The sequence below is a fragment of the Microcoleus sp. S36b_A4 genome (assembly GCF_036700645.1).
GTDB lineage: Bacteria > Cyanobacteriota > Cyanobacteriia > Cyanobacteriales > Microcoleaceae > Microcoleus.
On the sequence record NZ_JAUBPI010000002.1, the window covers coordinates 22,704 to 46,911 of the forward strand.

Annotated in this window: 20 protein-coding genes and 1 tRNA gene; 10 read left to right on the plus strand and 11 right to left on the minus strand. The window is 45.1% G+C overall.

Features of this window, described 5'->3' with window-relative positions:
• Nucleotides 1–32: 32 nt before the first annotated feature.
• Both QUA03_RS01005 and QUA03_RS01010 read right to left on the minus strand, forming a co-directional pair.
• Complete coding sequence (locus QUA03_RS01005) at nucleotides 33–1,469, minus strand: response regulator (RefSeq protein ID WP_333208972.1); 1,437 nt, start codon at nucleotides 1,467–1,469, stop codon at nucleotides 33–35.
• A complete protein-coding gene (locus tag QUA03_RS01010; protein ID WP_333208973.1) occupies nucleotides 1,462–4,329 on the minus strand; it encodes a response regulator in 2,868 nt (955 codons plus the stop codon). The genes QUA03_RS01005 and QUA03_RS01010 overlap by 8 nt, the downstream gene beginning before the upstream one ends.
• Nucleotides 4,330–4,697: 368 nt before the next feature.
• On the opposite strand from QUA03_RS01010, the gene QUA03_RS01015 reads away from it, so the two are divergent.
• A tRNA-Arg gene (locus tag QUA03_RS01015) sits at nucleotides 4,698–4,770 on the plus strand.
• A 302-nt stretch (nucleotides 4,771–5,072) separates the two neighbouring features.
• Here the strand turns inward: QUA03_RS01015 and QUA03_RS01020 are convergent.
• The 6 genes from QUA03_RS01020 to QUA03_RS01045 all read right to left on the minus strand — a co-directional run bounded on the left by QUA03_RS01020 (nucleotide 5,073) and on the right by QUA03_RS01045 (nucleotide 11,922).
• Nucleotides 5,073–6,689 (minus strand): diguanylate cyclase domain-containing protein, encoded by a 1,617-nt coding sequence (locus QUA03_RS01020; protein ID WP_333208975.1) that lies wholly within the window; start codon nucleotides 6,687–6,689, stop codon nucleotides 5,073–5,075.
• Nucleotides 6,690–6,694: 5 nt separating this feature from the next.
• Nucleotides 6,695–7,510: an alpha/beta hydrolase gene (locus tag QUA03_RS01025; RefSeq protein ID WP_333208978.1), complete on the minus strand. Its 816-nt coding sequence runs from the start codon at nucleotides 7,508–7,510 to the stop codon at nucleotides 6,695–6,697.
• A gap of 182 nt (nucleotides 7,511–7,692) precedes the next feature.
• Complete coding sequence (locus tag QUA03_RS01030) at nucleotides 7,693–8,154, minus strand: EAL domain-containing protein (protein WP_333209151.1); 462 nt, start codon at nucleotides 8,152–8,154, stop codon at nucleotides 7,693–7,695.
• A 421-nt stretch (nucleotides 8,155–8,575) separates the two neighbouring features.
• Nucleotides 8,576–10,138, minus strand: coding sequence for a circadian clock protein KaiC (gene kaiC / locus QUA03_RS01035; RefSeq protein ID WP_333068315.1), 1,563 nt, complete (start codon nucleotides 10,136–10,138; stop codon nucleotides 8,576–8,578).
• A 345-nt stretch (nucleotides 10,139–10,483) separates the two neighbouring features.
• On the minus strand, nucleotides 10,484–10,798 hold the full coding sequence (kaiB, locus tag QUA03_RS01040; RefSeq protein ID WP_006632119.1) for a circadian clock protein KaiB: 315 nt from the start codon (nucleotides 10,796–10,798) through the stop codon (nucleotides 10,484–10,486).
• A gap of 188 nt (nucleotides 10,799–10,986) precedes the next feature.
• Complete coding sequence (locus QUA03_RS01045; RefSeq protein WP_333208980.1) at nucleotides 10,987–11,922, minus strand: circadian clock protein KaiA; 936 nt, start codon at nucleotides 11,920–11,922, stop codon at nucleotides 10,987–10,989.
• A 396-nt stretch (nucleotides 11,923–12,318) separates the two neighbouring features.
• Between QUA03_RS01045 and QUA03_RS01050 the strand changes: the two genes are divergently transcribed.
• From QUA03_RS01050 to QUA03_RS28925, 5 genes are all read left to right on the plus strand, one after another.
• A complete protein-coding gene (locus QUA03_RS01050) occupies nucleotides 12,319–15,579 on the plus strand; it encodes an ATP-binding protein (protein WP_333208981.1) in 3,261 nt (1,086 codons plus the stop codon).
• Nucleotides 15,580–16,067: 488 nt separating this feature from the next.
• Nucleotides 16,068–16,949: a tetratricopeptide repeat protein gene (locus tag QUA03_RS01055; RefSeq protein ID WP_445242593.1), complete on the plus strand. Its 882-nt coding sequence runs from the start codon at nucleotides 16,068–16,070 to the stop codon at nucleotides 16,947–16,949.
• A 235-nt stretch (nucleotides 16,950–17,184) separates the two neighbouring features.
• Entirely contained in the window at nucleotides 17,185–18,378 is a 1,194-nt protein-coding gene (locus QUA03_RS01060; protein ID WP_333208984.1) for a glutathione S-transferase family protein, read from the plus strand.
• Nucleotides 18,379–18,489: 111 nt separating this feature from the next.
• Complete coding sequence (locus QUA03_RS01065; RefSeq protein WP_333208986.1) at nucleotides 18,490–18,720, plus strand: hypothetical protein; 231 nt, start codon at nucleotides 18,490–18,492, stop codon at nucleotides 18,718–18,720.
• Nucleotides 18,721–18,746: 26 nt separating this feature from the next.
• The gene (locus QUA03_RS28925; protein ID WP_445304830.1) at nucleotides 18,747–18,854 is read left to right on the plus strand and encodes a type II toxin-antitoxin system PemK/MazF family toxin; all 108 of its coding nucleotides are present in this window, start codon (nucleotides 18,747–18,749) and stop codon (nucleotides 18,852–18,854) included.
• A gap of 261 nt (nucleotides 18,855–19,115) precedes the next feature.
• Here the strand turns inward: QUA03_RS28925 and QUA03_RS01070 are convergent, their stop codons facing one another.
• Both QUA03_RS01070 and QUA03_RS01075 read right to left on the minus strand, forming a co-directional pair.
• Nucleotides 19,116–19,766, minus strand: a complete 651-nt coding sequence (locus QUA03_RS01070) for an RNA ligase family protein (protein ID WP_333208987.1) — start codon at nucleotides 19,764–19,766, stop codon at nucleotides 19,116–19,118.
• Between the two features lie 98 nt (nucleotides 19,767–19,864).
• On the minus strand, nucleotides 19,865–21,109 hold the full coding sequence (locus QUA03_RS01075; protein WP_333208988.1) for an HhoA/HhoB/HtrA family serine endopeptidase: 1,245 nt from the start codon (nucleotides 21,107–21,109) through the stop codon (nucleotides 19,865–19,867).
• Nucleotides 21,110–21,288: 179 nt separating this feature from the next.
• Here QUA03_RS01075 and QUA03_RS01080 point away from each other — a divergent pair, with 179 nt between their 5' ends.
• A complete protein-coding gene (locus tag QUA03_RS01080; RefSeq protein ID WP_333084317.1) occupies nucleotides 21,289–21,645 on the plus strand; it encodes a metal-sensitive transcriptional regulator in 357 nt (118 codons plus the stop codon).
• 296 nt (nucleotides 21,646–21,941) lie between these two features.
• Here QUA03_RS01080 and QUA03_RS01085 read toward each other — a convergent pair whose 3' ends face one another.
• Complete coding sequence (locus QUA03_RS01085) at nucleotides 21,942–22,379, minus strand: helix-turn-helix domain-containing protein (RefSeq protein WP_333084315.1); 438 nt, start codon at nucleotides 22,377–22,379, stop codon at nucleotides 21,942–21,944.
• A 435-nt stretch (nucleotides 22,380–22,814) separates the two neighbouring features.
• Between QUA03_RS01085 and QUA03_RS01090 the strand changes: the two genes are divergently transcribed.
• The 3 genes from QUA03_RS01090 to QUA03_RS01100 all read left to right on the plus strand — a co-directional run bounded on the left by QUA03_RS01090 (nucleotide 22,815) and on the right by QUA03_RS01100 (nucleotide 24,111).
• Nucleotides 22,815–22,937, plus strand: a complete 123-nt coding sequence (locus QUA03_RS01090) for a hypothetical protein (RefSeq protein ID WP_333208990.1) — start codon at nucleotides 22,815–22,817, stop codon at nucleotides 22,935–22,937.
• Nucleotides 22,938–23,295: 358 nt separating this feature from the next.
• A complete protein-coding gene (locus tag QUA03_RS01095) occupies nucleotides 23,296–23,430 on the plus strand; it encodes a hypothetical protein (RefSeq protein ID WP_333208991.1) in 135 nt (44 codons plus the stop codon).
• 36 nt (nucleotides 23,431–23,466) lie between these two features.
• Nucleotides 23,467–24,111, plus strand: coding sequence for a pentapeptide repeat-containing protein (locus tag QUA03_RS01100; RefSeq protein ID WP_333208993.1), 645 nt, complete (start codon nucleotides 23,467–23,469; stop codon nucleotides 24,109–24,111).
• Nucleotides 24,112–24,208: the final 97 nt, after the last annotated feature.

Consider the following 24,208-nt stretch of genomic DNA (forward strand, 5'->3'; position numbering starts at 1 on the left):
TTCGCCCCCGACTTCAGTCTCCGGCGCTTTACCTACTCAGTTAAATTAATCGGCAAAGACACGGTAAATGCTGTTTTACCGGGCATCGACTCCACATCAATTTTACCCTGATGTTTTTCCATTATTTTTTTGACAATATCCAGCCCCAACCCGCTGCCTTCTCCCGCAGGTTTGGTAGTAAAAAAAGGCTCAAAAATTTTTGGAATAATCTCTGGTTGCATCCCTTTACCGCTGTCACTAATTTTTACCAAGACGCTGGTATCTTGTTGTACCACGTCAATTGTTAAAGTTCCTTGATTGTCCATCGCTTGTAAGGCATTGTGAATTAAATTTGTCCAAACTTGATTGAGTTCGTCGGGATAACACAGTACCACAGGCAATTGATCTTGATAGTTTCTGACAACTTCCACACCCTGCTTGATTTGGTTTTGATAAAGAGTTAATACAGTTTCAAGTCCATCCGTAATATTCACTTGTATTTTTTCCCCATTTATATCGTAACGCGCATAATTTTTCAGGGCAAAGACGACTTTTGCAGCGCGTTCAGTAGCGGTAGCGATGGTTCGGGCGCTTCTGTGAATGCTAGCAAAGTCGTAGGCTGTTTTGATAATATTTTCGCTGTCAGGATCTTTGAGCAACGACAAGAATTCTTGCAGATTTCCTTGCAATCCGATATTGACTAAAATGCTAGCAAGGCTGTCATAATTGTCAATGCCTTCCGACTCTAGTTGCTGCTTCACGTCTTTTTTCAATACCCGTTTTTCTCTAGTAGATAAAGAGTAATTTTGTTGGCTAGAACTGTACATCAAACGCAAGAAATCTTGCTGGCGTTCTGCTGACAGTTCTTTAAAAAAAACTGGCAACTTTTCTAGATTGTTATCCAAAAAGCTGGTAATATTTCCAATAGACGACCGAATCGCCCCCAACGGCGTATTAATTTCGTGAGCAATGCCCGCAATCAGTTGCCCTAATGCCGCCATTTTTTCCGATTGCACTAATTGATTCTGAGTAGCTTGCAGTTGGTCTAAAGTAACTGTAAGTTCATTGTTTTTCTGTTGAAGTTTTTTTCGCAACTGGCATATTGCTAAATGGGTTTCTACCCTCACTAGAACCTCTTCCACCTGAAAGGGCTTGGTAATATAATCTACCCCGCCCACAGCAAAGGCTTTGACCTTATCAAGTACGTCATTAATCGCGCTAATAAAAATCACCGGGATGTCGCAAGTTCGTTCATCAGCTTTGATTTTTTCGCACACTTCATATCCATTCATTTCGGGCATCATAATATCCAGCAAAATCAAATCGGGAGGCATACCTTTTGCCGCCGAAAGCGCTAACTCGCCGCTAGGTACCGGGCGCACTTTATAGCCCTTGCTGTTCAAAATTCCGGCTAGCAGCCGCAAATTAGCTGGGGTGTCATCAACTACTAAAATATTACCGCGATCGGTGCTAGGAATGTCGTTATTCATGTGATATTGCTTGAGATATTAGCTTTAAAACTTTGTCGTACTCAAAATTTTCCATACAATTTGCGATCGCACCTGCCGTTACTGCATCCTTTAATCGAATTTGCTCTATCAAGGTATCAATTAAATCCATATCTGCATTCAGTATTGCTAGCTTTAAATCAGCTACCAGTGAATCAGGCAATTTTACGAAATCAGCCGCACTCATAGCGCGATCGCCTTCTTTGATTGCCGATAAATTAGTTAAACCCAGCTCTTCATAAATATAGCGCACTCCGATATGTTTGTGCATCGCATCAAAAATATCGGCTTCCCGGAAAGGCTTCCTCATAAAAGCATCGCAGCCCGCCGACAAAATAACTGCTCGTTCTTCCTCCAAAACGCTCGCTGTCAGCGCAATAATCGCAGTAGCTTGACCTTTAATAGTACCTTTAATGTATTGCGTAGCTTCGTAGCCGTCCATCACAGGCATTCTCATGTCCATCCAAATTAGATGCGGTTCCCAACTATCCCAAATCTCAATAGCTTCTTGACCGTTAGTAGCTTCTTTTAGTTCAAAACCAAGAGGAGAGAGGATTTTAATTAACAGTTGGCGATTGAGCTGTTTATCGTCTACTATCAAAATTCGATAGGTGTGTTGGTTGGGTGCCAAGGCAATAACATTCCGGCTCGGTTTTGGGCTTTCAATATCAGCCGGATCGACCGCAATAACTTGAATGTCAAACTTAAAATTAGTTCCCGTGCCAACAGCAGAACAGACGCTCATTTCGCCGCCCATTAATTCCACAAATTTGCGACTGATTGGCAATCCCAAGCCGGTACCTTCTTGCGAATCTTTGCCTGTCTTGGTTTGCACGAAAGGTTCAAAAATATCGTCTAATTCATTGATAGCAATACCGGAACCAGTATCCTCGACTTCAAAATGAAGGAAGAAGGAACAGGTAGAAGCTGCATCGTCATCTGGGTTTGCAATAATCTGGTTGCTGGACGGACTGACTTGAGATATTTTAACACCATTAATAGCGGAACTTTTTGTATTTTTTGATACTTTCGACTGCTCAAAGTTTCCCCCTTCTGCCTGCTGATTTTTGCCGAATGACTGCTTCCCAACTCTGACCGCTATACCGCCCTCATCGGTAAACTTAAGAGAGTTATTGAGCAGATTAATTAAGATTTGCCGCAACTTTAAATCATCAGTTTCTATGTATTGTGGCACATCGGGGCTGCGGTCAAAAACCAACTGCAAGTGCTTGTCATCTGCTTTGAGCTGAAACATATCTTCCAAGTCGTTTAGGAGGCGATAGAGGTCGATTTTATGGGGATTGAGGGTGGTGCGCCCCGATTCAATTTTAGATAAATCCAGCACGTTATTAATCAGGGTAAGGAGGTGTTCTCCGCTGCTCCTAATTATGCTAATATTTTCTTGATGTTCGGGGGATAGAGTTTGGCTGCGAGTCATCAGTTGGGAAAAGCCGAGAATTGCATTGAGAGGCGATCGCAATTCGTGGCTCATGTTAGCCAGAAAGGTGCTTTTAGCTTGATTTGCTACTTCCGCTTTGTCTTTAGCTACAGCCAATTCTGTCGTCCGCTCTTGTACTCTATTTTCTAAAGTTTCAAAAGATTGTTGCAGTTGTTGAGCCATGCTGTTAAATGACTTTGCTAATTCCCCCAATTCGTCAGAACGTTCGCTTTGTACTGTTTTATCCCATTCACCTTTAGCAATGTTTTTGGCGGCTGTATTTAAGCTCAAAATAGGATTTGTCACCCACTGAGAAGTCAGAATGCCAATTACCACAGCTACTCCTAAAGCTGCGAAACAAAGTAAAACCGCTGTGCGGGTATTGGCATCGATTTCTTTGGTGAAATCTGCTTCGGGAACAACTACGACAATCAGCCAGTCTAAACCTTTGCCGTCTTGGAACGGCAAGACTTTTAAAAAATGTCGCTTGTCATCTATTTCAAAGCTCAATAACTCGGATTTTTTAATTTGGTCTAAATTTTTAAACTTTGCCGTCAAATATTTAGCTGTCGCTTGAGTAAAGGGGTTGCTGCTTTCTTCCACTTTAAACAATTGTTTTTTATTATCTTTGGTGCGAAATGGTTTTTCGGTGGTGGAAGTTGCTAACATAGTACCCTGGCGATCTATAATAAATGTTTGACCGGATTTGCCAACTTTGAGACTGTTAAGAAATCTCCCAAGATGGTCTAGACGCAAGGCAGTAAATAAGACTCCTTCTAGCTGATTTTTGTCGCTGTATACTGGTTGGAGAGCGCTGATAATTAAGGTAGGCTCTAGTAAGGAAACAAAAACAGAACTCCAAGTAGGTTTGCCGACTTTTACGGCTTTTTTGTACGCAGGATGTTGCCGATTATCATAGTTTTTGGCCAGGGTGGTAATTGTAGTGCGATCGCCGAGAGCGTTCGTATTGTAAGAATTAAAATTAAACCCAGTAGATGGGTCTATCACATTAATCATTCGGGAGCCGTTAGAAAGTTGTTGACCGCCTCTATAATTTCCCTTATTGTTGCCAACCGAGGTAAAATTGATATATGGATATAATTGTACTTGACGCCAAAGATATTTATCCCAAGCTGATAATTTTTCCATCTTTAACAAGCCGAGCTTGACAGCATCCAGCTTGGTTTGATTGATTTGATGGGGAGTAGTCAGGTAAACTTGCAGGTTTTGCTCGACACGCAAACTCACCTCACTCATTAACTGACTGGCAAGGTTATTAACTGCTTTTTGTCCGTTTCTAAAAGACAGATATCCTACGAGTCCCACGGTTCCCACGATTTGCAATACAAATGGAACTATGAGAACAGTTCGCAGCGGTAATTGGTCTAAAATTTTAGCAACCATAAGATTGAGGGGTTTGGTGAACTTAGTCTACAACCGTCTTTGCAGAATCTGTATTAACAGCAGCACCATTTATTTACTGCCGCTTAGCTAGGAGGAATTGATGCGGGCTATTTTAGCTGTGGTAGATGCTCGACCCCGATCGAATGTGAACCTAATGTTTGCTCGATTAAAGTCTATTATTTTACCCATTGTCGTATTATTGTTACCATTTAGCTAAAAGTTGCAGTCTCTGCCTGCGAGAATAGGCTGATATTCGATCGCACGGGCGAGTTTAATCCGCATGGGTCAAGCGGTTTGGAGGCCTGCCAGGAAATTTGCGATCGGCACTCGCCATTTTCCGCAAGACGTGTTATACTCTAAAAAGTCGAGGGCACGTAGCTCAGTGGATAGAGCATCAGGTTCCGGTCCTGAGGGTCGGGGGTTCAAATCCCTCCGTGCTCATTTTATATTTATTTTGTGGAGTAAGGGTTTCAGGTTAATTGTATTACCGATACTCCTATTTTCCGCTCAAATTTCGCTCCCATCTGTTCCAAGTATCTCCAAAACCCCCTCCATATCTGCCAAGTTTGCGCCGGACTTTTGACGTCTGGCTTTCAACTGGTTGAGCAGGTCGGCTGGCTCTGGAAATTCTGCGACGGTCGGAGCGGAGTTTTCAAATAGCTCCGTACTTATTTAAATTTATAAAATGACTGATTTTGAGAGACCGGGGACAAATTTTTACCCTCGGTCTCAATTATTGTGATTTAAGCGCCAGTGTCAAAAATCGAATCGCCCCTGTAGTCGCCTATCGCGGACTGATTCCGCCCCTGTTCCTTAGCACGGTACAGTGAACGATCGGCGATCGCAATTAAGTCAACCGATGATAGTTCCGAAATCGGAATCAAGTTGGCGATACCCATACTAATAGTAACTACATCGCTCACATCAGAGGTTTTGTGAGGAATATGTAAAGCTTGAATAGCAGCGTGAATCCGTTGGGCCACCGAACTCGCTCCTTCAAGATCAGTATTAGGCAAAATGATGGCAAATTCTTCTCCGCCGTAACGCGCCACCAAATCCGCTGGACGGTACACCACCTCTTGCACAGTCTGAGCAAGTTTGAACAGACAATCATCCCCCATTTGATGACCGTAGCAATCATTATAACGTTTGAAATAATCCACATCAAACAACAAAAGAGAAATAGGTTTTTGTTCCCGGTATAGCCGCTGCCATTCATGCTCTAAGCGGTCATTAAAACAGCGGCGATTAGCAATTTGAGTTAACCCATCAATATTTACCACTTGTTCTAAGAGGTGAGTAGCGCGGGCTAGTTCTTCGTTAGAGAGTGCCAGTTGCTGATTAATTTCTCTCATGCGCGCTTGGGCCTGCTGCCTTTCTGCCAATTCCTTCTGTAACTTCTGAAAAATATCCGCTTGCTTAATGGCGATCGCTAACTGATTAGCAATTTGTTTAACAAGGTCAACTTCAAATTCTTCCCATTGCCGAGGAGCAGAACATTGATGAATACATAACAACCCCCACAAATCTTGTCCATTGAGCAACGGCGCAACTAAATTAGCCCGAACCGGAAATTGTTTCCAAAGAGCGCGGCAACAGTGTTGAAGGTCAATCTTATTGATATCTTCAACTACCTGCATTCTCCATTCTTTATATGAATCAGGACCTTGTTCACCACCACACGGGTCGTTAAATTGATTTCGGCTTACCAATTTACATCCTTCGCCTACGGATTCTGAAACAAACTCACCATATCCAAATTTACTGTCAGGATCGAACTTAAATATGCCAACGCGCTCGGCATCCAGAAACAGGCGAATCTCCTGCGAAGCAATCTCAAAAATTGTAGACAAATCAAGAGATTGACGGATGTGTTGAGTAATCTCTTGAAGTAATATAGCCTTGTCGTACTGTTGCCGCAGAGCAATTTCCGCTTGCTTTTGGGCGAGAATAGCTGCCTCTGCTGCTTTTTTGGCTTTAATAATTTCACCTTCGTATAGGATACGCTGGCGGATACAGATCAAGATGCAATTGTTGACGAAGCTTCCCCCCTTCTCCCGACGCACAGCGTTGATCAGCATAGGTATATCACTACCCTGCTTTGACCTTAATGAGAAGTAAATTTCCTCTACTTTACCGTCGAGCTTCAACAGGGGGAAGAAATGGGTTTGAAAAAAAATCCGGCTGGCCATTGACAGAATGGAGTCTATTTTGCGTTCCCGCAGTTCATCGGTTTCGTATCCGAGTAATTGCAGTAATGTGGCGTTGACCATTACGATCGTACCATCGTCAGCAAACGAGAGGAATCCACAGGGTGACGTGTTGAGTAGCTCGTCTATCTGGTAGGTCATGTTTGCCATACAAATCAGGTAGTATGAGGTACACTCAAATACTCCTTCATCATCTCGATCGTCTCTTGTGGATGACTCAGGTGCGGGCAATGTCCCGTAGCTTTCATCAGCCGTAGCGTACTTTTAGGTAGGTGGCGGTGGAGGTAATCCCCTACCTCGGTGGGAGCAATCACGTCATCAGCGCATTGCAATATCAGTGAAGGTACTGATACCTTGGGTAAATCACTGCGATTGTCAGAGTAAAAAGTCACCTCGGCAAAGCGACTTGCAATCACTGGATCAGTCGAGCAAAAACTTGTCTCAAGTTCCTCACTTAACTCAGGACGATCCTGATTCTGCATCACCATTGGCGCCAGAAAGCTTGCCCAACCAATGTAATTTTTCTCCATGATATCGAGGAGATCCTCAATATCTTTGCGCTCAAACCCTCCGTAATAATTTGGTAAATCATTGATGTAGCAGGGTGAAGGCCCTACGAAAATCAGGCGATTAAAGTAATTAGGAGCTTGAATTGAGGACAGAAGGCCGATCATACTGCTGACCGAATGACCGACAAAAATCACATCCGTCAACGCCAATTCTTTACAAATATCGAGGACATCCTGAACATAGCCATTGAGGTCGCTGTACCGTTCATAACTGTAGGCACTAATATCAGACTGTCCCGAACCTACATAATCAAATAGGATGATTTTGTAGTCTTTCTCGAAAGCCGGTGTTACGAAACGCCACATATTTTGATCGCACCCAAATCCATGAGCAAACATCATCGTCTGGGTGCCTTGTCCAAACACTTTTATATTATTCCGTAAGAAAAATTTTTTAGTCATTTGATCGACACGAGCATTAAATTAATTATAAGACTTTGGCGCGCTTTTATGAGGGAGGATTGATGATCCCACATAGTGGTGGACAACAATTCAGGATATCGGATTAATTGAATTGCAAACTCAGCAATAGCCGTCTTCCTCAACATATAATGCAGCCGAATTTCCTAGGCGCTAGCTTGTAACTATTCCCATTGCGCTGGGGTTTCCATTCCTTCGGCAATTGTGCTCGATTTAAGCCATCTGGGATTACAACTATGGGTTTGTGAATTCCGCGCTCGAACGCTCGGAAGGCTGGCTAAATCGCGGACAAGTGAAAGATCAATTTTGAGCGACTTCATCAGAAAATTTTTCAACTTGTTAAAAGCAGCATAGTCAGGTCCAAAATCATCCACTAAAATCCCAATACCACGCTTTGATAATTGGCTTAAAACATTGTATGTAATGTCAAAATTAAGCATCATTGTCGTTTCGGTAATCTCTAGCCCTAGATATTTCGGCTTCATCTGGGTGCGCTCAAGGATGCGATCGCTCTTAGCGATTAAAGTCGGTTGGCTGAGTTGACGTGCCGACAGATTCACCGCGATATTAGGCAGAATTAGTCCTGCTGCTAGCCACTGCTGATATTGCCAAGCTTGCTCTAAAATCCATTTGCTCTTCGGGCAAAATCAATCCAGTTTTTTCGGCAATGGGAATACATCGATGGCGATGAATCCAACCTAGTTCAGGAGAATACACTCCTAGTATAACTTTAACACCAGCAAGGTTACCTGTTTACCAATCGAGCTGAGTTTGATCATACAGCAAGTATTTGCTTTCCAAGCACAATTCAAGAGATTTACGATCGCCAGGGTATTGGATTTGGCCAAAGTTATTGTTGCTGTGTAAAAACTATAGGTATTGGGTTATAGAGGCAATAAGAACTCCTATTTCCGCAATTAAGAACCTGTAAAACATTGTCGCGGTTGCTATCAATCTTCCCAAACTCCTCAAATTAAAAAATTAAAAAAGTTGGGTTTCCTAGCTCAACCCAACTTACTTTTAACAACGATGAATTACTGCCAACTCTCAAATATCCTCATCGTCTTGACCTTGCACACCCTGGAGAATCCGCGATAGCTCACTCTTCTCATTAATAGTAATCCGAGTCGGAGAACCGCTGATAATCCGTTCGTAACCACGGAACGAATCTTTAATTTGTGGGCCTCTTTCAGTAATTGTGTATTCCCGAATTCCTTTGTCATGCCACGAACCGCGCATCTTAAACACATTAATTGCCCGCGACATTTCTCCTCGAATCTCTACATACTGCAGCATAATAATCGTGTCAGTAATCGTAGAAATATGGGAGTCAGTAATCGAATTAGAACCCATAAACTGGTCGCTTGTATTCGTAAAAAAGCCGGTTATTTCTTCCTGCTTCGCAAAACCTGTCACTCCGATCACAAATTGCCTGAAAGCATTATTGCTGACACCCCTAGCTAAGGCAGACAGCGAGTCTATAGCAATTCGAGAAGGTTTGAACTCAGCAATTTCTGATTTAATAGTCTGCAAGTGGTCTTCCAAACCGGCAGATTCCGGGTAAGTACACAGCAGCTTTAGCATTCCTTTCTGTTCCATTTCCTCAAAATCAATGCCCCAAGAATAAGCATTGCGGAACAACTGAGCGCGCGACTCTTCATACGCAAACAGCAGCGCCCGATTGCCGTTCATACAAGCATTCTGCAAGAACTTGCTCACCAACAGAGTTTTGCCGGTTCCCGTTGCACCCGTAGCCAAAATAATCGAGTCTTTGAAGAAGCCGCCACCGCACATCTCATCGAGAGTTTTATCACCTGAAGAAACCCGCACGTTTGAAGACTTTTGAGTTAATCGCATCGCCCCCAATGGGAAAATATTAATTCCGTCATTAGTCATAGTAAAAGGATATTCACCCTTCATGTGAGTTGTACCGCGCAACTTCAAAATTTCGATGGTGCGGCGGCGACGTTCTCCTTCCAATACGTTGCGAACAATCACCACATTATCCGACACAAACTCTTCCACTCCAAACCGAGCCACCGGGCCGTATTCTTCCACCCGTTCCGTCGTCATAACTGTAGTTGCTCCGACTTGTTTGAGGCGCGCAACTAAGCGAAAAATTTCTCGGCGCACCACCGATGCGGCGTCGTACTGCTGAAATACGGCGGTAACAGAATCTATTGAAACCCGCTTGGCTTTGTACTTACGAATGGCGTACTGAATTCGCTCGATTAAGGCTGATAAATCAAAATTTCCTACGATATCTTGACCTTCCGGATCGGGGGAAGCGTCCAAAATAAATAGCTTGCCTTCCTCGATTAACTGTGCCAGATCCCAACCGAAACTGCAAGCATTTTTAATAATATCTGTGGGAGATTCTTCAAAAGTTACGAACACTCCAGCTTCGTCAAAATGGGTAATTCCATTATAGAGAAATTGTACGGCAAATAAAGTTTTTCCCGTTCCTGATGTGCCGCTGACTAGGGTGGTTCTGCCGAGCGGCATTCCGCCGTGACTGATGTCATCGAAACCCTCAATCATCGTGCGAATTTTTTCAACTCCTGCCGTTACCAATCCTTCTCGTTTAACCGTTTGACTAATTTCATTCATGTCGATTTTTGTCAACTCTCAGTATTCTTTAGTTGTCACTCATTAACCGCCGATCATGAGTCTTTGTACCCAGCTTTTAGTTTTGGCTCTTGCTCAATAACTAATGACTGCTGACTGGTGACTAATAACCCCGCTCAAAAACCGATACCGTGCCACGTACTTCTGTCGTGGAAAGATGAAAATTTTAGACTTTTGTTCAACCTCCCCGGTTCATCTGTTGAGTAAATCTAAAACCTAAAATCGTTCGACTAAGCGCGACTCGATGCTTCGACTTAGCGCTCGCCAAACGTTTCACGCCAAACCGAAGTCTCAAATCTAAAATCGACAGACTCTCACTTGATTATCTTATGAATTGAGGTCTTCTTCGCGAAGTTCTTCATAGAGCAAATCTAATCCTATCAGAACTTTCTCACGATCGGACAAATCGCCAATAATTTTTCGCACCGGCGGCGGCAGGATTTTTGCCAGCGTCGGGGTTGCCAATATTTTGTCCTCTTCTGCTAGCTGAGGATTTTTGAGAACATCTATGACTTTCAGCGCGTAGACGCCTTGAAATTCTTGTTCTAGGATGTCCTTTAGGGTTTTCAAAGCTCGCACTGAGTTGGGAGTATTCCCCGCAACGTACAGCTTCAGAACGTAGGTTTTCTTCAGAGGACTCATGAACTTTTTTAAATGTTGAGTATTAGTTGTCAGATGTTAGTTGTAGTTGTTATTTGTCTTAAATCCGCTGTTCTTTGTTATTTTATAATAATTTCCGCCTCGCCCTCGCGCGGCCGTTGCTCGGCTCCTTTCTTTTTTGTTAGATTCTACCTTCTACCTTTTGTTTCTTAAATTATGCCGAATCCCTTCTACATTCTACCTTGAGAGGTTTCTTTCGGAATCGATCGCCGATACATCTCGCACATATGAGCGATCGCGTCAATCAGGGTCAAACGGTAATCAAGCAATATTTCCTCACTGCGCCCTTCTATTTTTAGCTGTTTAGCAAACTCGTCCATCAATTCCATGTGAATTTCTACAACTTGAGTCACAGGAACGTCAGCAAAAAAAGCCAAATTCACAAATTCATCTATTTGATTGTTGACCGCAGCATCTTGAGAAAAATAATTCAAAACGATGTCGCGATAACTTGACTTGAGTTGCTCCAAAAACTTTTGCTTCTCTGGTCCCGACAGATTTTTCAAAAAAATCTGGGAATTTCTTTTATAATACACACCTAAGTATCCTAATCGCTCCCGTAATTTTTCCGCCAGCCGCCGCTGCTGTCGGCTGAGCAAACTTTGAGCAGTCAATTGGGCTGTCGCATCTACCGTTACGGATTGGTAATTGACAGGAACCGGAGTTGAAAGTTTCAGAAATTGTGCGATCGCCCGATCGATACCGGCAGCTATTTCACTTGATCGAGCGATTGCCAGTTGCACCTCAGCAGGGTGATAAAAAAAAGCACAGCTTTCGTCTCGACTCTGGTTGGCGGTACTGGCTGCCGCCTCAAAACCATCTGAAAATGGTGCTTCGGCCTTGCCATCTACCTGCGCGTGAGGCGAAAAAATCACAGCAGGCAAAAAGATCGATCGTTCTTGCAGCTTGCCCAGAAGCGATCGCAGATCCCCATCCACCTCCAAAACCAAACAATCAAGGTGATAATTGTGCTTAAGGAACCCCAAAAGCTCCACTGCCGACTTAATGTGCATTAAAGTATAGCGCTCGCCTCTCAAAAGCTCGATCGCAGAGGCTGCAATTTCCTCAGAGCGGACAAAAATACCGATAGAAAGTTGAGGAAGCAAAGCTGTAGGTGCACCACCTAAGTTGCCTGAAAGTGCTGGATCGCTCAGAGTTGATATCTCCTTTACAAAAAACTTAACATTTTAACAATCATCTCAACATTTATTTTAACCAATCTTAACCGCAAAATAAGTGATGCGCTTCTACCGGAAGAAGAATCAAAGTGTACTCCGTGGTTTTTGTGTCAAGCACCCTGAGCGTGATTTCTGCAATTAAGCTTAAGCCTTAAAATAATTGCTAGTCGCCTCAAATCAGGCGTAGGCATCGAACTCCCCGGTGTCGGTGCAGATACGGAGCCTGATAGCGAACTGATATAAAACTAATAAGATACAGAAATTCGCAGCTACATTGAGCATCAAAAATATTACTGCTCTCGTGAGCAGACTCTCAGGTTTGTTATGCCACTCACCACCCCCAGTCTCAAAAATTTTATCGAGCCAGTGCCGCTGTGCCGCCAAACGGGTGTGCTAGCATCGCTGCAGTCAATTTTCAGATCCTGCAACTGCGATCGAGTTGCAGTAGTCAACGAACAGCTACAGCCGCTGGGATTAGTGTACCTCCGCAGCCTTTGGGCTTGGGGAGCCGATCGCACAAACGACGGGCAGCAACCTTTGTCAGAAAGCTCGATCGCGATCGAACCAGTCAGGGTATTACCCGCCGCTATGAGCGTCAGCGAATTCTGGGAGTACCTGCAAACAGAGGAACAGAACACCCCAGCCCGGCCAAACCGCCAAACCGCCGACACCCCCCCCAAAACTCCGATCGCCCTCACAGATGCCAGTGGTCAATTCTTAGGAATGCTAGACAACCTGAGCCTGCTGCAATTCGCCGCACTCAACAGCAGCTCGCTCTGCAGCCTCACAGAGCAGGGAACAGCAGTCAAAGAAATCGAATTAAAAAAACCAATTTCCGAAGCCATCGCCACGGTCCTAGACGCTCAAGTACGCTTTCTAGAAGCAGGATTGAAACCTTCGGAAAACCTGAACTCCCTAGTCGAACTACTGGAAAAACTACCCCTGCCCCTGAGATTGCAAACCCCCACCGCACAAATAGTCAGCCAAAACGCAGCGTGGCGGATTTTGCTGGGAGCTGGCCCAGAACCAGTTCCAGAACCAGCAGCAAATTTGGGTAAACACTCGCCCCGCAAACCAAGCCATTTAACAAGCGAATATAAGAGCCTGCAGTTAGAGGGCATCACCACCGACTGCAGGAGCCTAGTAGGAGCAAGTAGATCGGGCGATTCCCTGCGGGATAGCTTCGCCGCGCGTGATTCAACCGCAGCCACCAGTTGTCCGCTGCCCCTGTACGCTGCTGCCTCCCCCTCAACATTAACCGCTCCAGCTTGGTGCCCCATGGCCGGCAAACCAGACACCTACATTTGCGAGTGTCCCGTACAAAAAGGTCAAGAACGGATCTGGCAATTTGTCAAACAGCCGCTCTCAGACAAGCTAATTTTAGTAATGGGACAAGATGTCACCGAAGAACATTTAGTCGCCAAAGAACTAGCAGCGAAAAACGCAGATTTAATCCACCTCAACCGACTCAAAGACGAATTTTTATCCTGCATCAGCCACGAACTAAAAACGCCACTCACCGCCGTGCTAGGTTTGTCCAGCCTCCTCAAAGATAAATTGATCGGAGAACTCAACGATCGCCAAACACGCTACGCCAAACTAATTCATAAAAGCGGGCGGCATTTGATGACAATAGTTAACGATATATTAGACTTGACCCGGATGGAAACCGGGCAGCTAGAACTAATTCCCGAAGCAGTCGAAATAGAATCAACCTGCCAAAGAGCGTTTGAACAAGCAAAACAACTGCAACAGCAAGAAGAAAAAAAACCACCCGAACCAAGCAAAACTGATGGCACAGCAAACGCAGAACCCTCCGCCCAAATAGAATTTACACTCGAAATAGAACCGGGACTGAGCCAATTAATTGCCGACGAACTGCGACTGCGGCAAATGCTCGTCAACCTCCTTTCCAACGCCCTAAAATTCACCGAACTCGGCGGCAAAATCGGACTGAAAGTAAATGTTTGGGAAGGCTGGATCGCATTCAAAGTTTGGGACACTGGCATCGGCATCCCCGCCGACAAACAGCATCTGATCTTTCAGAAATTCCAACAGCTAGAAAGCCCCCTCACCCGCCGCTTTCAAGGAACCGGACTGGGACTGGTACTGACTCAACGCCTAGCTCGGCTCCACGGCGGGGACGTTTCGTTTATTTCCTCAGAAAACCAAGGCTCTCAATTTACCCTGCTGCTGCCACCAAATCCTCCGGGAAACAGCAGTGAAGAAGTCCCCGCATCGGGAGCCGTTGAGGAAGAATTATTACAACCCCAATATCCGACTCTGACCGCCAATTCTCGCTCTCGTTTAGTATTAATAGTCGAAGCAGTTCCCAAATATATCGAAGATTTAACCAACGTCATCTCAGGTTTGGGCTACCAAGTAATAGTCGCCCGTTCCGGCACCGAAGCGCTAGAAAAAGCTCGCAGGTTCAGTCCCGAAGCGATTTTCCTCAACCCGCTGCTGCCGCTGCTGTCGGGTTGGGACGTGCTGACGCTGCTCAAGAGTGACCCGGATACCCGATCGATTCCGGCGATCGTCACAGCCACCAGAGGGGAGAAAGAACGGGCTAGTGTCAACAGAGCTGAAGGCTTTTTGACCTTGCCGGTGGAAGAACCCGCTTTGCGGCGGCTGCTGGCAGACTTGATCGGCCACAGTAATTCTAGTAGCCCCAAAGTAAGGAGTTCTTTAACCGTTTTGTGGCTCAGCCCGCAAAACAGTTCGTCTCAAGGTTCCGCTTTACTGCTCAACCCCAACTACTGCCGGGTTTTAGAAGCAGACGACCTCGGCCAAGCAGAACTCGTGGCCAGAATTTGGCGCCCCGATGCGATCGTCTTGGATGGTACAAGTCAACTGCAAAACCCCTTAGCTTTTATCGAACAGTTAAGTCGGTCTCGAAATTTGGGTTCTCTCCCGTTAGTGACTTTAGACCCCACCACTACGCAACTGGCAAATCAAGTCAAAGGATTGTCGGTATTTCCCTGTTTGGCTACCCGCAGTCCCGACGACAGTGAAACTTCACCAACCGGTTTGGTACCAAGTGCTTTGTGGCAAGTGATTCAAGTTGCTGCGGGCATGAGTTGGAAACCCAGCATTTTATTTGCCGACATTTCGACTTTACCCGATTTGCACTCCTCTTCTGGGGGGAACCCGACGGGAGAATTGGAACATTGCGATCGATCGACAAATGCCGAGATTCCCCTTCCCAATTCCCATTTTTCTACTCCCAACTTTCAAGCTTTGATTCAGTACATCCAAACCGCAGGATTTCGAGGGTCGATCGCTCAGAGCTGGACAGAAGTTTTGCAGCAGTTGCAATATCAAAGCGTTGACTTAGTTTTGCTGTGTTTGCGAGATGCCCCCTCAGAATCAACCGCTATGCTGCAGGCGCTATCGAACTTGCGCCAAATGGCAGTAAAATTGCCAATTTTAGTTTGGGATTATCGATCTGCTGTAAATTCGGAATCCGAGGCGATCGACTTTCTACTGCAAGAAGTATCTGCCAAAATTTTGCCTTCTTCCTTATCAGCAGCACAATTGTTAGACAAAATTCAACAGAGTTTATTAACTCATTCAAGTTCCTAAAAATGAAGAATTTCCCAGGTTTTTAGTGAGGAAGTAACTCGTTTCTCAACCTGTAAAAATTAACTATTATTTATGAGGAAAAGCACAATTGGGCAACTATTTAACTGTCAACCGCCAAGCGTTATTTATCAAGTCAGTCAAGTTTATAATAACTCATCATTTTGCGTATTTGTAGTGAGGTGATCAGTGGTTTATAAAACAGTGAATAAAAACGACTACCCTGAGTGTAAATATAATTTGACAAGTATAGCAATCCTAAATCATTCATTTGCATAATTATTGTAGGGGCAATCCTCCCGTGGTTGCCCGATAGATAGGGGGTAGGCACTATTAGCACTACCCCTACAAATTTATCTGAATCATTTAGGATTACTATATTTAAATGAAAACCCAAAAGTGTTGCGAGTCAAGAAGCAATATCAAAACTCAAAAATATGAGTTATTATAGGCGATCGAGAAACCCTTATATTTTTTTCTGGGGCTGTACAGTGCCTAATCGCATTCCTTTAATATCTCTGCTACTCGCACTCGGTTTGGGGGCAATGCCCCAGCCTGCTGTGGCACAGGCACTCCTGCCTTACACCCTGCAAATCGACTCGGCCCAACTCGAACAAACGGCCTTGAGCCTTGCAGAAGAAGCCGTCCAGCTAGCCAGACTCCAGCAGTACCAACTAGCGGTACCTAGAGCCGAACTCGCCACACAGTTAGCCCCCAAAAATGCTCAAACTTGGACTTTGTTAGGTAGCTTGTACCTTCAAGTCGAACAGTTTGACAAAGGCATTGAAGCTTTGGGGCAAGCTCAATCTCTGTCGCCAGAAAATCCATCAATTAAATTTGTCTTGGGAGAAGCTTACTTTCGGAAAGCGAACTACGAGAAAGCAGTTGAATATTTGCAAGCAGGATTAAAACTCAAACCAGACACTCCAGGTGCATTATTTGATTTAGGTAATGCTTTTTATAAGCTGAAGCGGTTTGATCAGGCGATCGCCCAATACGAAAAAGCCTTTGCTTTAGAAAAAAATCTTTGGCCTGCTGTCAACAATATCGGATTAGTCAAATACGAAATGGGAGATGTTGATAGCGCCATCAAACGCTGGCAAGAAGCGATCACGATCGACGACAAAGCAGCCGAAGCAATGCTAGCTCTAGCAGTAGCATTCTACACCAAAGGTGACAAAGAAAAAGGCTTAGCGATGGGAGAAGCAGCTCTGAAACTCGACAAACGTTATGCTACCGTAGAATATCTCAAAGAAAACCTCTGGGGCGATCGTTTAATCGCAGATACGCAAAAGTTGCTAGCCACTCCTGAAATGAAAGCAGCACTGGCTAAAATTCAAGACGCCCCACCCCCTCCCCAAATGTCGCCTTAATTGTAGTTAAGTTTGTAGTGAGGACTTCAGTCCTCAAAGCTTTTTTTAACTGAGAACCAACTATCTTATTCACGACTAAGACCAAAAAATAGTTGAATGCGCTATCGGTAGGGGTAAGGTGCGCGCACAGCGCACCCTACCGATTGAGTTGGTGCGTAAGTTCTATTATTGCCACGAAGCAGTCGCTGTCTTCAATTCTCCAATCTAAAATCTAAAATCTAAAATCTAAAATCGCATGACCCCTCTAAGCTGGACAGAATTAGAAGCCCTCACAGACTTTGAAGTCGATCGCACCAACGGCCCCACCAACGCTCAATCCCGCTTGCGCCTCTTCGGTAAAACCGAATCCGATGTGCGAGTCACTCTGTACCGCGATAACCATGCTTGGTGTCCCTACTGCCAAAAAATCTGGTTGTGGTTAGAAGAAAAACAAATCCCCTACCGTATTGACAAAGTTACCATGTTCTGCTATGGGGAAAAGGAAAGCTGGTACAAACGCAAAGTGCCATCGGGAATGCTACCGGCGATCGAACTAGACGGCCGCATCATCACCGAAAGCGATGATATCTTAATCGCCCTCGAACGAGTCTATGGCCCCTTGGGTTTGGGCATGGAAAACCCGGCAGTAATACCCATGCGGCGGTTAGAGCGACTGCTGTTTAGGGCCTGGTGCTCTTGGCTGTGCTACCCAGCAAGTTCAGCGAAAGTAGAACAGCACAACCGCAACCAATTTATCAGCGTCGTCGCCCAGGTAGAAAAGGCTCTCGGCAGCACTCCGGGGCCTTATTTCCTCGATGAATTTGGCACTGCAGATGTCATCTTTACGCCCTACGTCGAACGGATGAATGCCAGTCTTTACTACTACAAAGGCTACTCGATGCGGGAAGAAAACCCGCGCTTTGCTGACTGGTTTGCGGCGATGGAAACCCGCCCTACCTATCGGGGCACTCAGAGCGATTTTCACACCCACGTCCACGATTTACCGCCTCAGATGGGCGGGTGTTATGAAAACGGCGAACCTCAGATGCTACTCAATAAAGCCCGCGTGGATAATGGGCCTTGGGCTGGACTGCCGGATGTGATGTATCCAGAACCGGAAACCTCCCGCGCTGAAGCACTTCACCGCGTCATTAAGCACCACCGCAATATCGTTCGAGTCAATCCTGCTGATGACAACTTATTTGATGAGGCTTTGCGTTGTGCTTTAACTTTGATGATGACTGGCGAAGTTTGTACGCCGCCGGCTGGTTCTGATGCGGCTTTGCGGTATTTGCGCGCTCGGGTGAATGTGCCCCGCGATATGTCGATCTACGCGGCTAAGCGATTGAGGGAAGCGTTGGAGGAAACGGCGGCTTTGGTGGGTGATGGTCAAGGTTCTCCGATTCTGCTGAAGCATCGGCGAGATCAAGATCCGGCTAATTTTGTGTAGGGGGCGATCGGAATCAGACAAAATCGGCGTTGCTGCTGCTCTACTTCATCAGCTTGCTATCTGCTCGATCGTTGTGCGACCAATGGTAGTATTAAAAGTGGCATAAATAATATGAAAGTATCTATCTATTTGCCAGATGAGCTAGTGCGTTACATTGACGATCGTGTAGAAAATCGCAGTCGGCTAATTGAGATTTTATTGCAAGCGTGGCGCAAACAACAAGAACAGCAGGCAATGGTAGAAGCCTGTTTATTGCTCGATGAACTGAGCGATCGATTAACCGATGAGGATGAAGCATGGCAGCAAGCAGCGATTACCGACTGGGAAGCATCTGGCTCGTGAATTTCGATCGTTGAGTCGGTACAGAAATCCGCCAGAGTCGATCGGCGGTAATTATTTCAGGAAATGCTTTTAATCAACGCAGTAAAGTCACAGTTCTGCCCATCACTTCTGCTGTTCCAAACGAAGGTTTATGAGCTGTTGTTTTGCCAGTAATTCCTTCGACTCTCAATGGTCTGAGTACCGAGAGTTTTATCGTGTGCGTAGATCCGATAACCTTTGATAAACGCAGACTTGTCCGCTGTCTTGGGCAATTGGGGTTGCACCAAATACCAGAAATTAAACAGATTTTGGCTCGATATTTAGAGCTTGAAGACTAGGGAAATGCAAAAGATAAGGTTTAATCCGATCGCACTACTCGATCGATTCATGAAAAAACTTACTCTTCAGATTTGATATTACTCCCAGTAATTTTCCCAATCATCCTTAAAAGCTTCCTGTAATCTCTGCATATACGCATCAGTCTTAATCTTCACCATCCACAGATTATTAGCATTTCCGCCTCCCTTGCACATAACACCTTCATCCACACCGTATTTCCCCTTGCGAATATCATCCATAAACTTGCCAGTTAATTTACCACGATAAATCACTCGCGCAATATTTAATGTACCAAAGTCTTTAATAAACCGATCGGGAACAACCATACCGCCCTCAGTTTCCACATCAAAAAGAACCAGTTGTTTGCGATCGTCCTTTTGGTGCATTCCCGCAAACGAGTTAGCACCAAAAAACTCTGTAAACACAGTAATTTCAGCGCAGTGATACTGTTCGTTCTCTCGAAATATAGACTCTAAGGGACTAGCAAAGTCTCTTTTAAATATTTCAGGTGCTGCTTCTAAACCGGGATGTGCAGCATTAAATTCTGCAATTCCCATCTCATCCAAATCAAATTTACTGCGGCGCGTACCAAAAGCATACCAACCAAGTTCAACTTCCCAAACCCAATGCAAATTAGTGCCATCGTACTTCTCGAAAGCTATACATTGTTCGTGAGGGCAATTTTTACTATCTGGAATTTTGGGATAGGCAAGTTGAACTCGTGTCATATAGAGGAAGGAAGAAGGAAGAAGGAAGAACGAAGAAGGAAGAAGGAAGAACGAAGAAGGAAAGGTTTTCTAACAGTTTCCCCCCTTCCTCTTCATATCTAAAAATCTTGCAATTGAGCAGTTTGAACGGCTACTTCTTTAATCTGGGAACCGCGGCGCACCTTCAGTTTTAGAATTTGACCGATTTCACTGTTGTCCACCAAACTTTGCAACTGTTCGGCCTCAGTCACTCCCTCACCGTCAATTTGAACGATCACATCCCCTTTGCGAATCCCTGCTTTCTCAGCAGGCGTATTTGGCACAACTCGCATCACTAACACTCCGTTAACTTCCGGGACAATCAAAGGAGCATTGGGGTCAGAATTATTCTCTCTGGCCATTTCAGGGGTCAAAGCAATCATCTGAATCCCCAAAAACGGATGGCTGACTTGTTCTCCCTTGGCTAACTGCGCGTAGATGGCCTTGGCTTTGGCGATCGGAATCGCAAACCCAATACCCATTGCGTCGGCTCGAATCGCCGTGTTGATGCCAATCACTTCTCCTCTGCTATTTAACAGGGGGCCGCCGGAATTGCCGGGATTGATGGCGGCGTCGGTTTGAATGAAATCAAGGCGCTTGTCGGGAATGCCGACGGCTGCACTAGAGCGTTTGAGGGTGCTGATAATGCCCAAGGTGACGGTGTTGTCAAATCCGAGGGGGTTGCCCACGGCGATCGCCCAATCTCCCACTTTCACCGCGTCGGAATCTCCCAAGATGGCAGTCGGCAAGTCTAATTGCTTAGTATTAATTTTGACAACAGCCAAATCTGTTACTTCGTCAGTACCTTGCACTTCTCCTGGAAATGTCCTGCCGTCGTTTAAGGTGACAGTCACTCGATCGGCTTTGTCAACTACGTGAGCGTTGGTTAAAACAATCCCGCTTTTGTCGATGATGAAGCCCGAACCTTGACCGCGTAAGCGTTCTTGTCTGGGGGTCATGCTCCGTAAATCTTCTCCCAAAAATCTGCGGAAGAAGGGGTCTTCCATTAAAGGGTCGAGGTTGCGACTGACAGTGCGCTCGGTATCAATACGAACAACTGCTGGCCCGACTCGATCGACAGCCGCCGTCACAAAACTGCCAGTATCCGCCGGGAGTTCCGAGCTCCGCAGCGCTAACGGTTGCGGATTCCGGGGAGTGGCCGGGGAACTCTGAAACTGTAAGTTGGGCGGATTTGTGCCATCAGCGGCGACAGCGGGTGCAGCATTGATTGTTAACGCACTCAGGGCGATCGTCATTCCTAAAATTAGGGCGAACCAACGAGCACCGATTCGAGGTGCGGGCCGAAAAAACTTAAATAGTCGCATAGCGTCAATCTTTGTTAGTCTGGGTTAGTCTGGTAAAGGTGTGCGATCGTGCGGACTCAATAATCTGCCATTATGAAGATCCTAAATGTATTTAGACAGTTACAATACATGAGTCACGAGCCCGCACCAACTCAACATATTCTGAATTCTAACTTTTAAAAATTTCTCTCGTAACCCCAATGATTATATCTGATACTTCTACTGACAAATCCTTGCCCTCAAATTCCCACCACCACCATCACGACGATCAATCAGTCCACCCTCACCATCACGATGAAGAATCGATGCGACGGCTGGTAAATCGCTTGTCTCGGATTGAGGGGCACGTCCGCGGCATTAAAACAATGGTTCAAGAAAACCGTCCCTGTCCCGAAGTTCTGGTGCAAGTTGCTGCGGTGCGAGGCGCGCTCGATCGCGTAGCGAGAATCATTCTTGACGAACACTTAACCGAGTGCATTGCCCGAGCCGCTAAAGAAGGTAATATCGATACGGAAATCGAAGAATTGAAAGCGGCTTTGGATCGGTTTTTGCCTTAGCCACTGCCAATTTTTCCATCCATATAACAAAACTTGCAAATTAGACAAAACTTGCAAGTTATGCTTTCTAACCAATTTTTTAAGCATCTTTCACAAACGCGGGAAAAGCATCAAATCTTCTCCCCTTCACCCCATTGCCACAACATACAATTTATATGCTCCGCAGTTTATGAGAGCGAGTTTTGTTAAAAAAGAATTAGTCCGGTTTGTCGTGATGACGCAACTCCTCAAAATCTTCAAAAGCTGACGGCAAACAATTAGATAATCGGTGCTTAATCCTACGTGGTATGAACAGTCTAGACTTTCGTCAGCTTAGCTTTGAGCTGGTATCTGACTGTTGCGTAAACGGCTTTATAGGAAGCCTCGATGCTATATTCCTGCTGCAACCACTCTTGAATTTCTCCATAGCTTTTAAAGCCTTTATGGGGGTCGCTGAGGCGCATTGCCAAACTAGCGCGTGCCAGCGGAGGAATGGCCGGCTTGCGGCCGCCGCTGTGCTTTGTTTCGAGGAGTCCTTCTAGTCCATCAGATCTGTACTTTCTCAGCCACCGCTGCACTGTAATTCGATTTACCCCAATGGTCATTGCCAATTCTTTAACTGTCTTAACATGACAAATTTTGAACAGGTAAAGTGCTTGAATTTTTTGAAAGCCGCTTGCCGTTTTTTGTTCAGTTAACAGGTTTTTTAGCTCTTCACTTGTCTCTGTGATGCTAAGTTTACATACTCCAGCCATATCAATTACCTCACGATTCGCGTTCTACAATACCTTTGTTTGACAAGGGAGCGAAAGCTGCTCCTATCCTAAATGCTGACCTTTTGTTTGCCCTGAAGCAATACAAAAGCGATCGTTCTCATTAAACTTTTTCCTTCCTGGAGGCAGTCAGACGCTCAGAAACCGGATTATTTTAACCTGGAGCAAGGTTGCCATGATTTTTTTGGGTAAAAAACCCGGTTTCTGGATCATTTTTGTATTTGATGGACAAGCGTCATTGCTAATAGTGATAGCAGTGAACCGCTCGACTGTAACATTACCGGCAATAGGTGACTCTTAAGGAATACCATTTATTCTCTTATTGTTAAACATTTATCATGGTTTTCCTGGTATTTATTGGTATTTTTTGCGAACGTATAAGCGATTTTTAGCCATTAGGTGCTAGCAAACAGGGGAATGTCTGTACACCAGCGATCGCATTTTTCTACAGACATTTCCCTCGCCCCCGAAGTACATTTTTGGCTTTCGCTGTGCGAAAAATCCTTAGATCTCAGCACTCTCATCGGTCAGAGCGCGTAGCGCCGAGTGACCTTGCAACCGACTTTCTTGCCGCGGGCAAGTATCCGTGAAACTACTGGCTTTATCGCCAATTTAGTAAAACACGACAAGGGTGGCATTGTCAATTTATCAGCATTACAGTATAAGTATGGGCTATTTTTGCCCGCCTGCTGTGATCGAAAGCAAAGTTTCTATGTGATACTACTAGCTTTTTTTTGTGATCTAGGTCACACGCTTACTCAGTAAGCTCAACTACCCATAAAAAGTTATGGCTGGGATCGGAGTTTCCACGTAGAATCTTTGGGCTTTAGTTAGGAAGTGCGATCAAACTTGTTGTTAAAATTTTTAAATTTTAATTGGTAACCAAAGGGAAAAGAGAATGCAGCTTTGTCCTTCACCCTCACCAAACCATCTAATTTATACTCAAACCTTGCAGATTGAGGGAAGTTTCACCCAGGGTGTGAATATTTCAGAATCTAAAATTGCAGAACATCCGGTGCAACCAGCTTGCTGACAGTATTCTTCATTTAAAAGGTGTAGAGAAGCCACAATGAACGTTGACGAACTGCTCAAGCTATACGCAATAGGAGAAAGAAATTTTAGCGGGGTCTACCTGCACGAGGTCTACCTCTACGAAGCAGAATTGATTGGAGCCAATCTGTATGAAGCCGACCTGATTGGAGCCAATCTCAGCAAAGCCAAACTCAACAGAGTCAACTTTGGCAAAGCCAATTTGTGCAAAATTAATTTGAGCAAAGCAGACTTAGGTGGAGCCGACCTCACAGAAGCACTTTTACTTGAAGCTAACCTGAATCGAGCTGAGTTGATGGGAGCAAATCTCAGCAAAGCAGACTTGAGCGGAGCTTCCCTGATCCAAGCAACATTAATTGGAGCCAACATATCTCGCGCAACACTCGGCCGTGCAGACTTGCACGGAGTAAATCTTTACGGAGTAAACTTGCGTAGGGCGGTGCTCACAGAATGCGATTTAATTGGCGCAAACTTGAGTAAAGTAGACCTTAGCGGAGCCGACTTAATGGGGGCGAGTCTAATTAGGGCAGACTTGACTGAAGCGATTTTAAGTGCGTCAGACTTAAGCGGAGCAAACCTGTTGGGAGCAAACCTTACAAAAGTCAACCTGAGCGGAGTATATCTTAAGGGTACAACGATGCCCGACGGCACGATTCACGACTAATTTATTTGTTAATTTTTATGGTTGCCGAGAACAGCGGCTAAAGGGTAATGAGCTTTTCATTACCCTAATTTATTGGCAGCGAAATCTTTATTTGACA

Coding starts and splice junctions, on each gene's coding strand:
- QUA03_RS01005 (WP_333208972.1), bottom strand. CDS start 1,469: ATGAATAACGACATTCCTAGCACCGATCGCGGTAATATTTTAGTAGTT.
- QUA03_RS01010 (WP_333208973.1), bottom strand. CDS start 4,329: ATGGTTGCTAAAATTTTAGACCAATTACCGCTGCGAACTGTTCTCATA.
- QUA03_RS01020 (WP_333208975.1), bottom strand. CDS start 6,689: ATGGCAAACATGACCTACCAGATAGACGAGCTACTCAACACGTCACCC.
- QUA03_RS01025 (WP_333208978.1), bottom strand. CDS start 7,510: ATGACTAAAAAATTTTTCTTACGGAATAATATAAAAGTGTTTGGACAA.
- kaiC (WP_333068315.1), bottom strand. CDS start 10,138: ATGAATGAAATTAGTCAAACGGTTAAACGAGAAGGATTGGTAACGGCA.
- kaiB (WP_006632119.1), bottom strand. CDS start 10,798: ATGAGTCCTCTGAAGAAAACCTACGTTCTGAAGCTGTACGTTGCGGGG.
- QUA03_RS01050 (WP_333208981.1), top strand. CDS start 12,319: ATGCCACTCACCACCCCCAGTCTCAAAAATTTTATCGAGCCAGTGCCG.
- QUA03_RS01060 (WP_333208984.1), top strand. CDS start 17,185: ATGACCCCTCTAAGCTGGACAGAATTAGAAGCCCTCACAGACTTTGAA.
- QUA03_RS01065 (WP_333208986.1), top strand. CDS start 18,490: ATGAAAGTATCTATCTATTTGCCAGATGAGCTAGTGCGTTACATTGAC.
- QUA03_RS01070 (WP_333208987.1), bottom strand. CDS start 19,766: ATGACACGAGTTCAACTTGCCTATCCCAAAATTCCAGATAGTAAAAAT.
- QUA03_RS01075 (WP_333208988.1), bottom strand. CDS start 21,109: ATGCGACTATTTAAGTTTTTTCGGCCCGCACCTCGAATCGGTGCTCGT.
- QUA03_RS01080 (WP_333084317.1), top strand. CDS start 21,289: ATGATTATATCTGATACTTCTACTGACAAATCCTTGCCCTCAAATTCC.
- QUA03_RS01085 (WP_333084315.1), bottom strand. CDS start 22,379: ATGGCTGGAGTATGTAAACTTAGCATCACAGAGACAAGTGAAGAGCTA.
- QUA03_RS01090 (WP_333208990.1), top strand. CDS start 22,815: ATGTCTGTACACCAGCGATCGCATTTTTCTACAGACATTTCCCTCGCC.
- QUA03_RS01095 (WP_333208991.1), top strand. CDS start 23,296: ATGCAGCTTTGTCCTTCACCCTCACCAAACCATCTAATTTATACTCAA.
- QUA03_RS01100 (WP_333208993.1), top strand. CDS start 23,467: ATGAACGTTGACGAACTGCTCAAGCTATACGCAATAGGAGAAAGAAAT.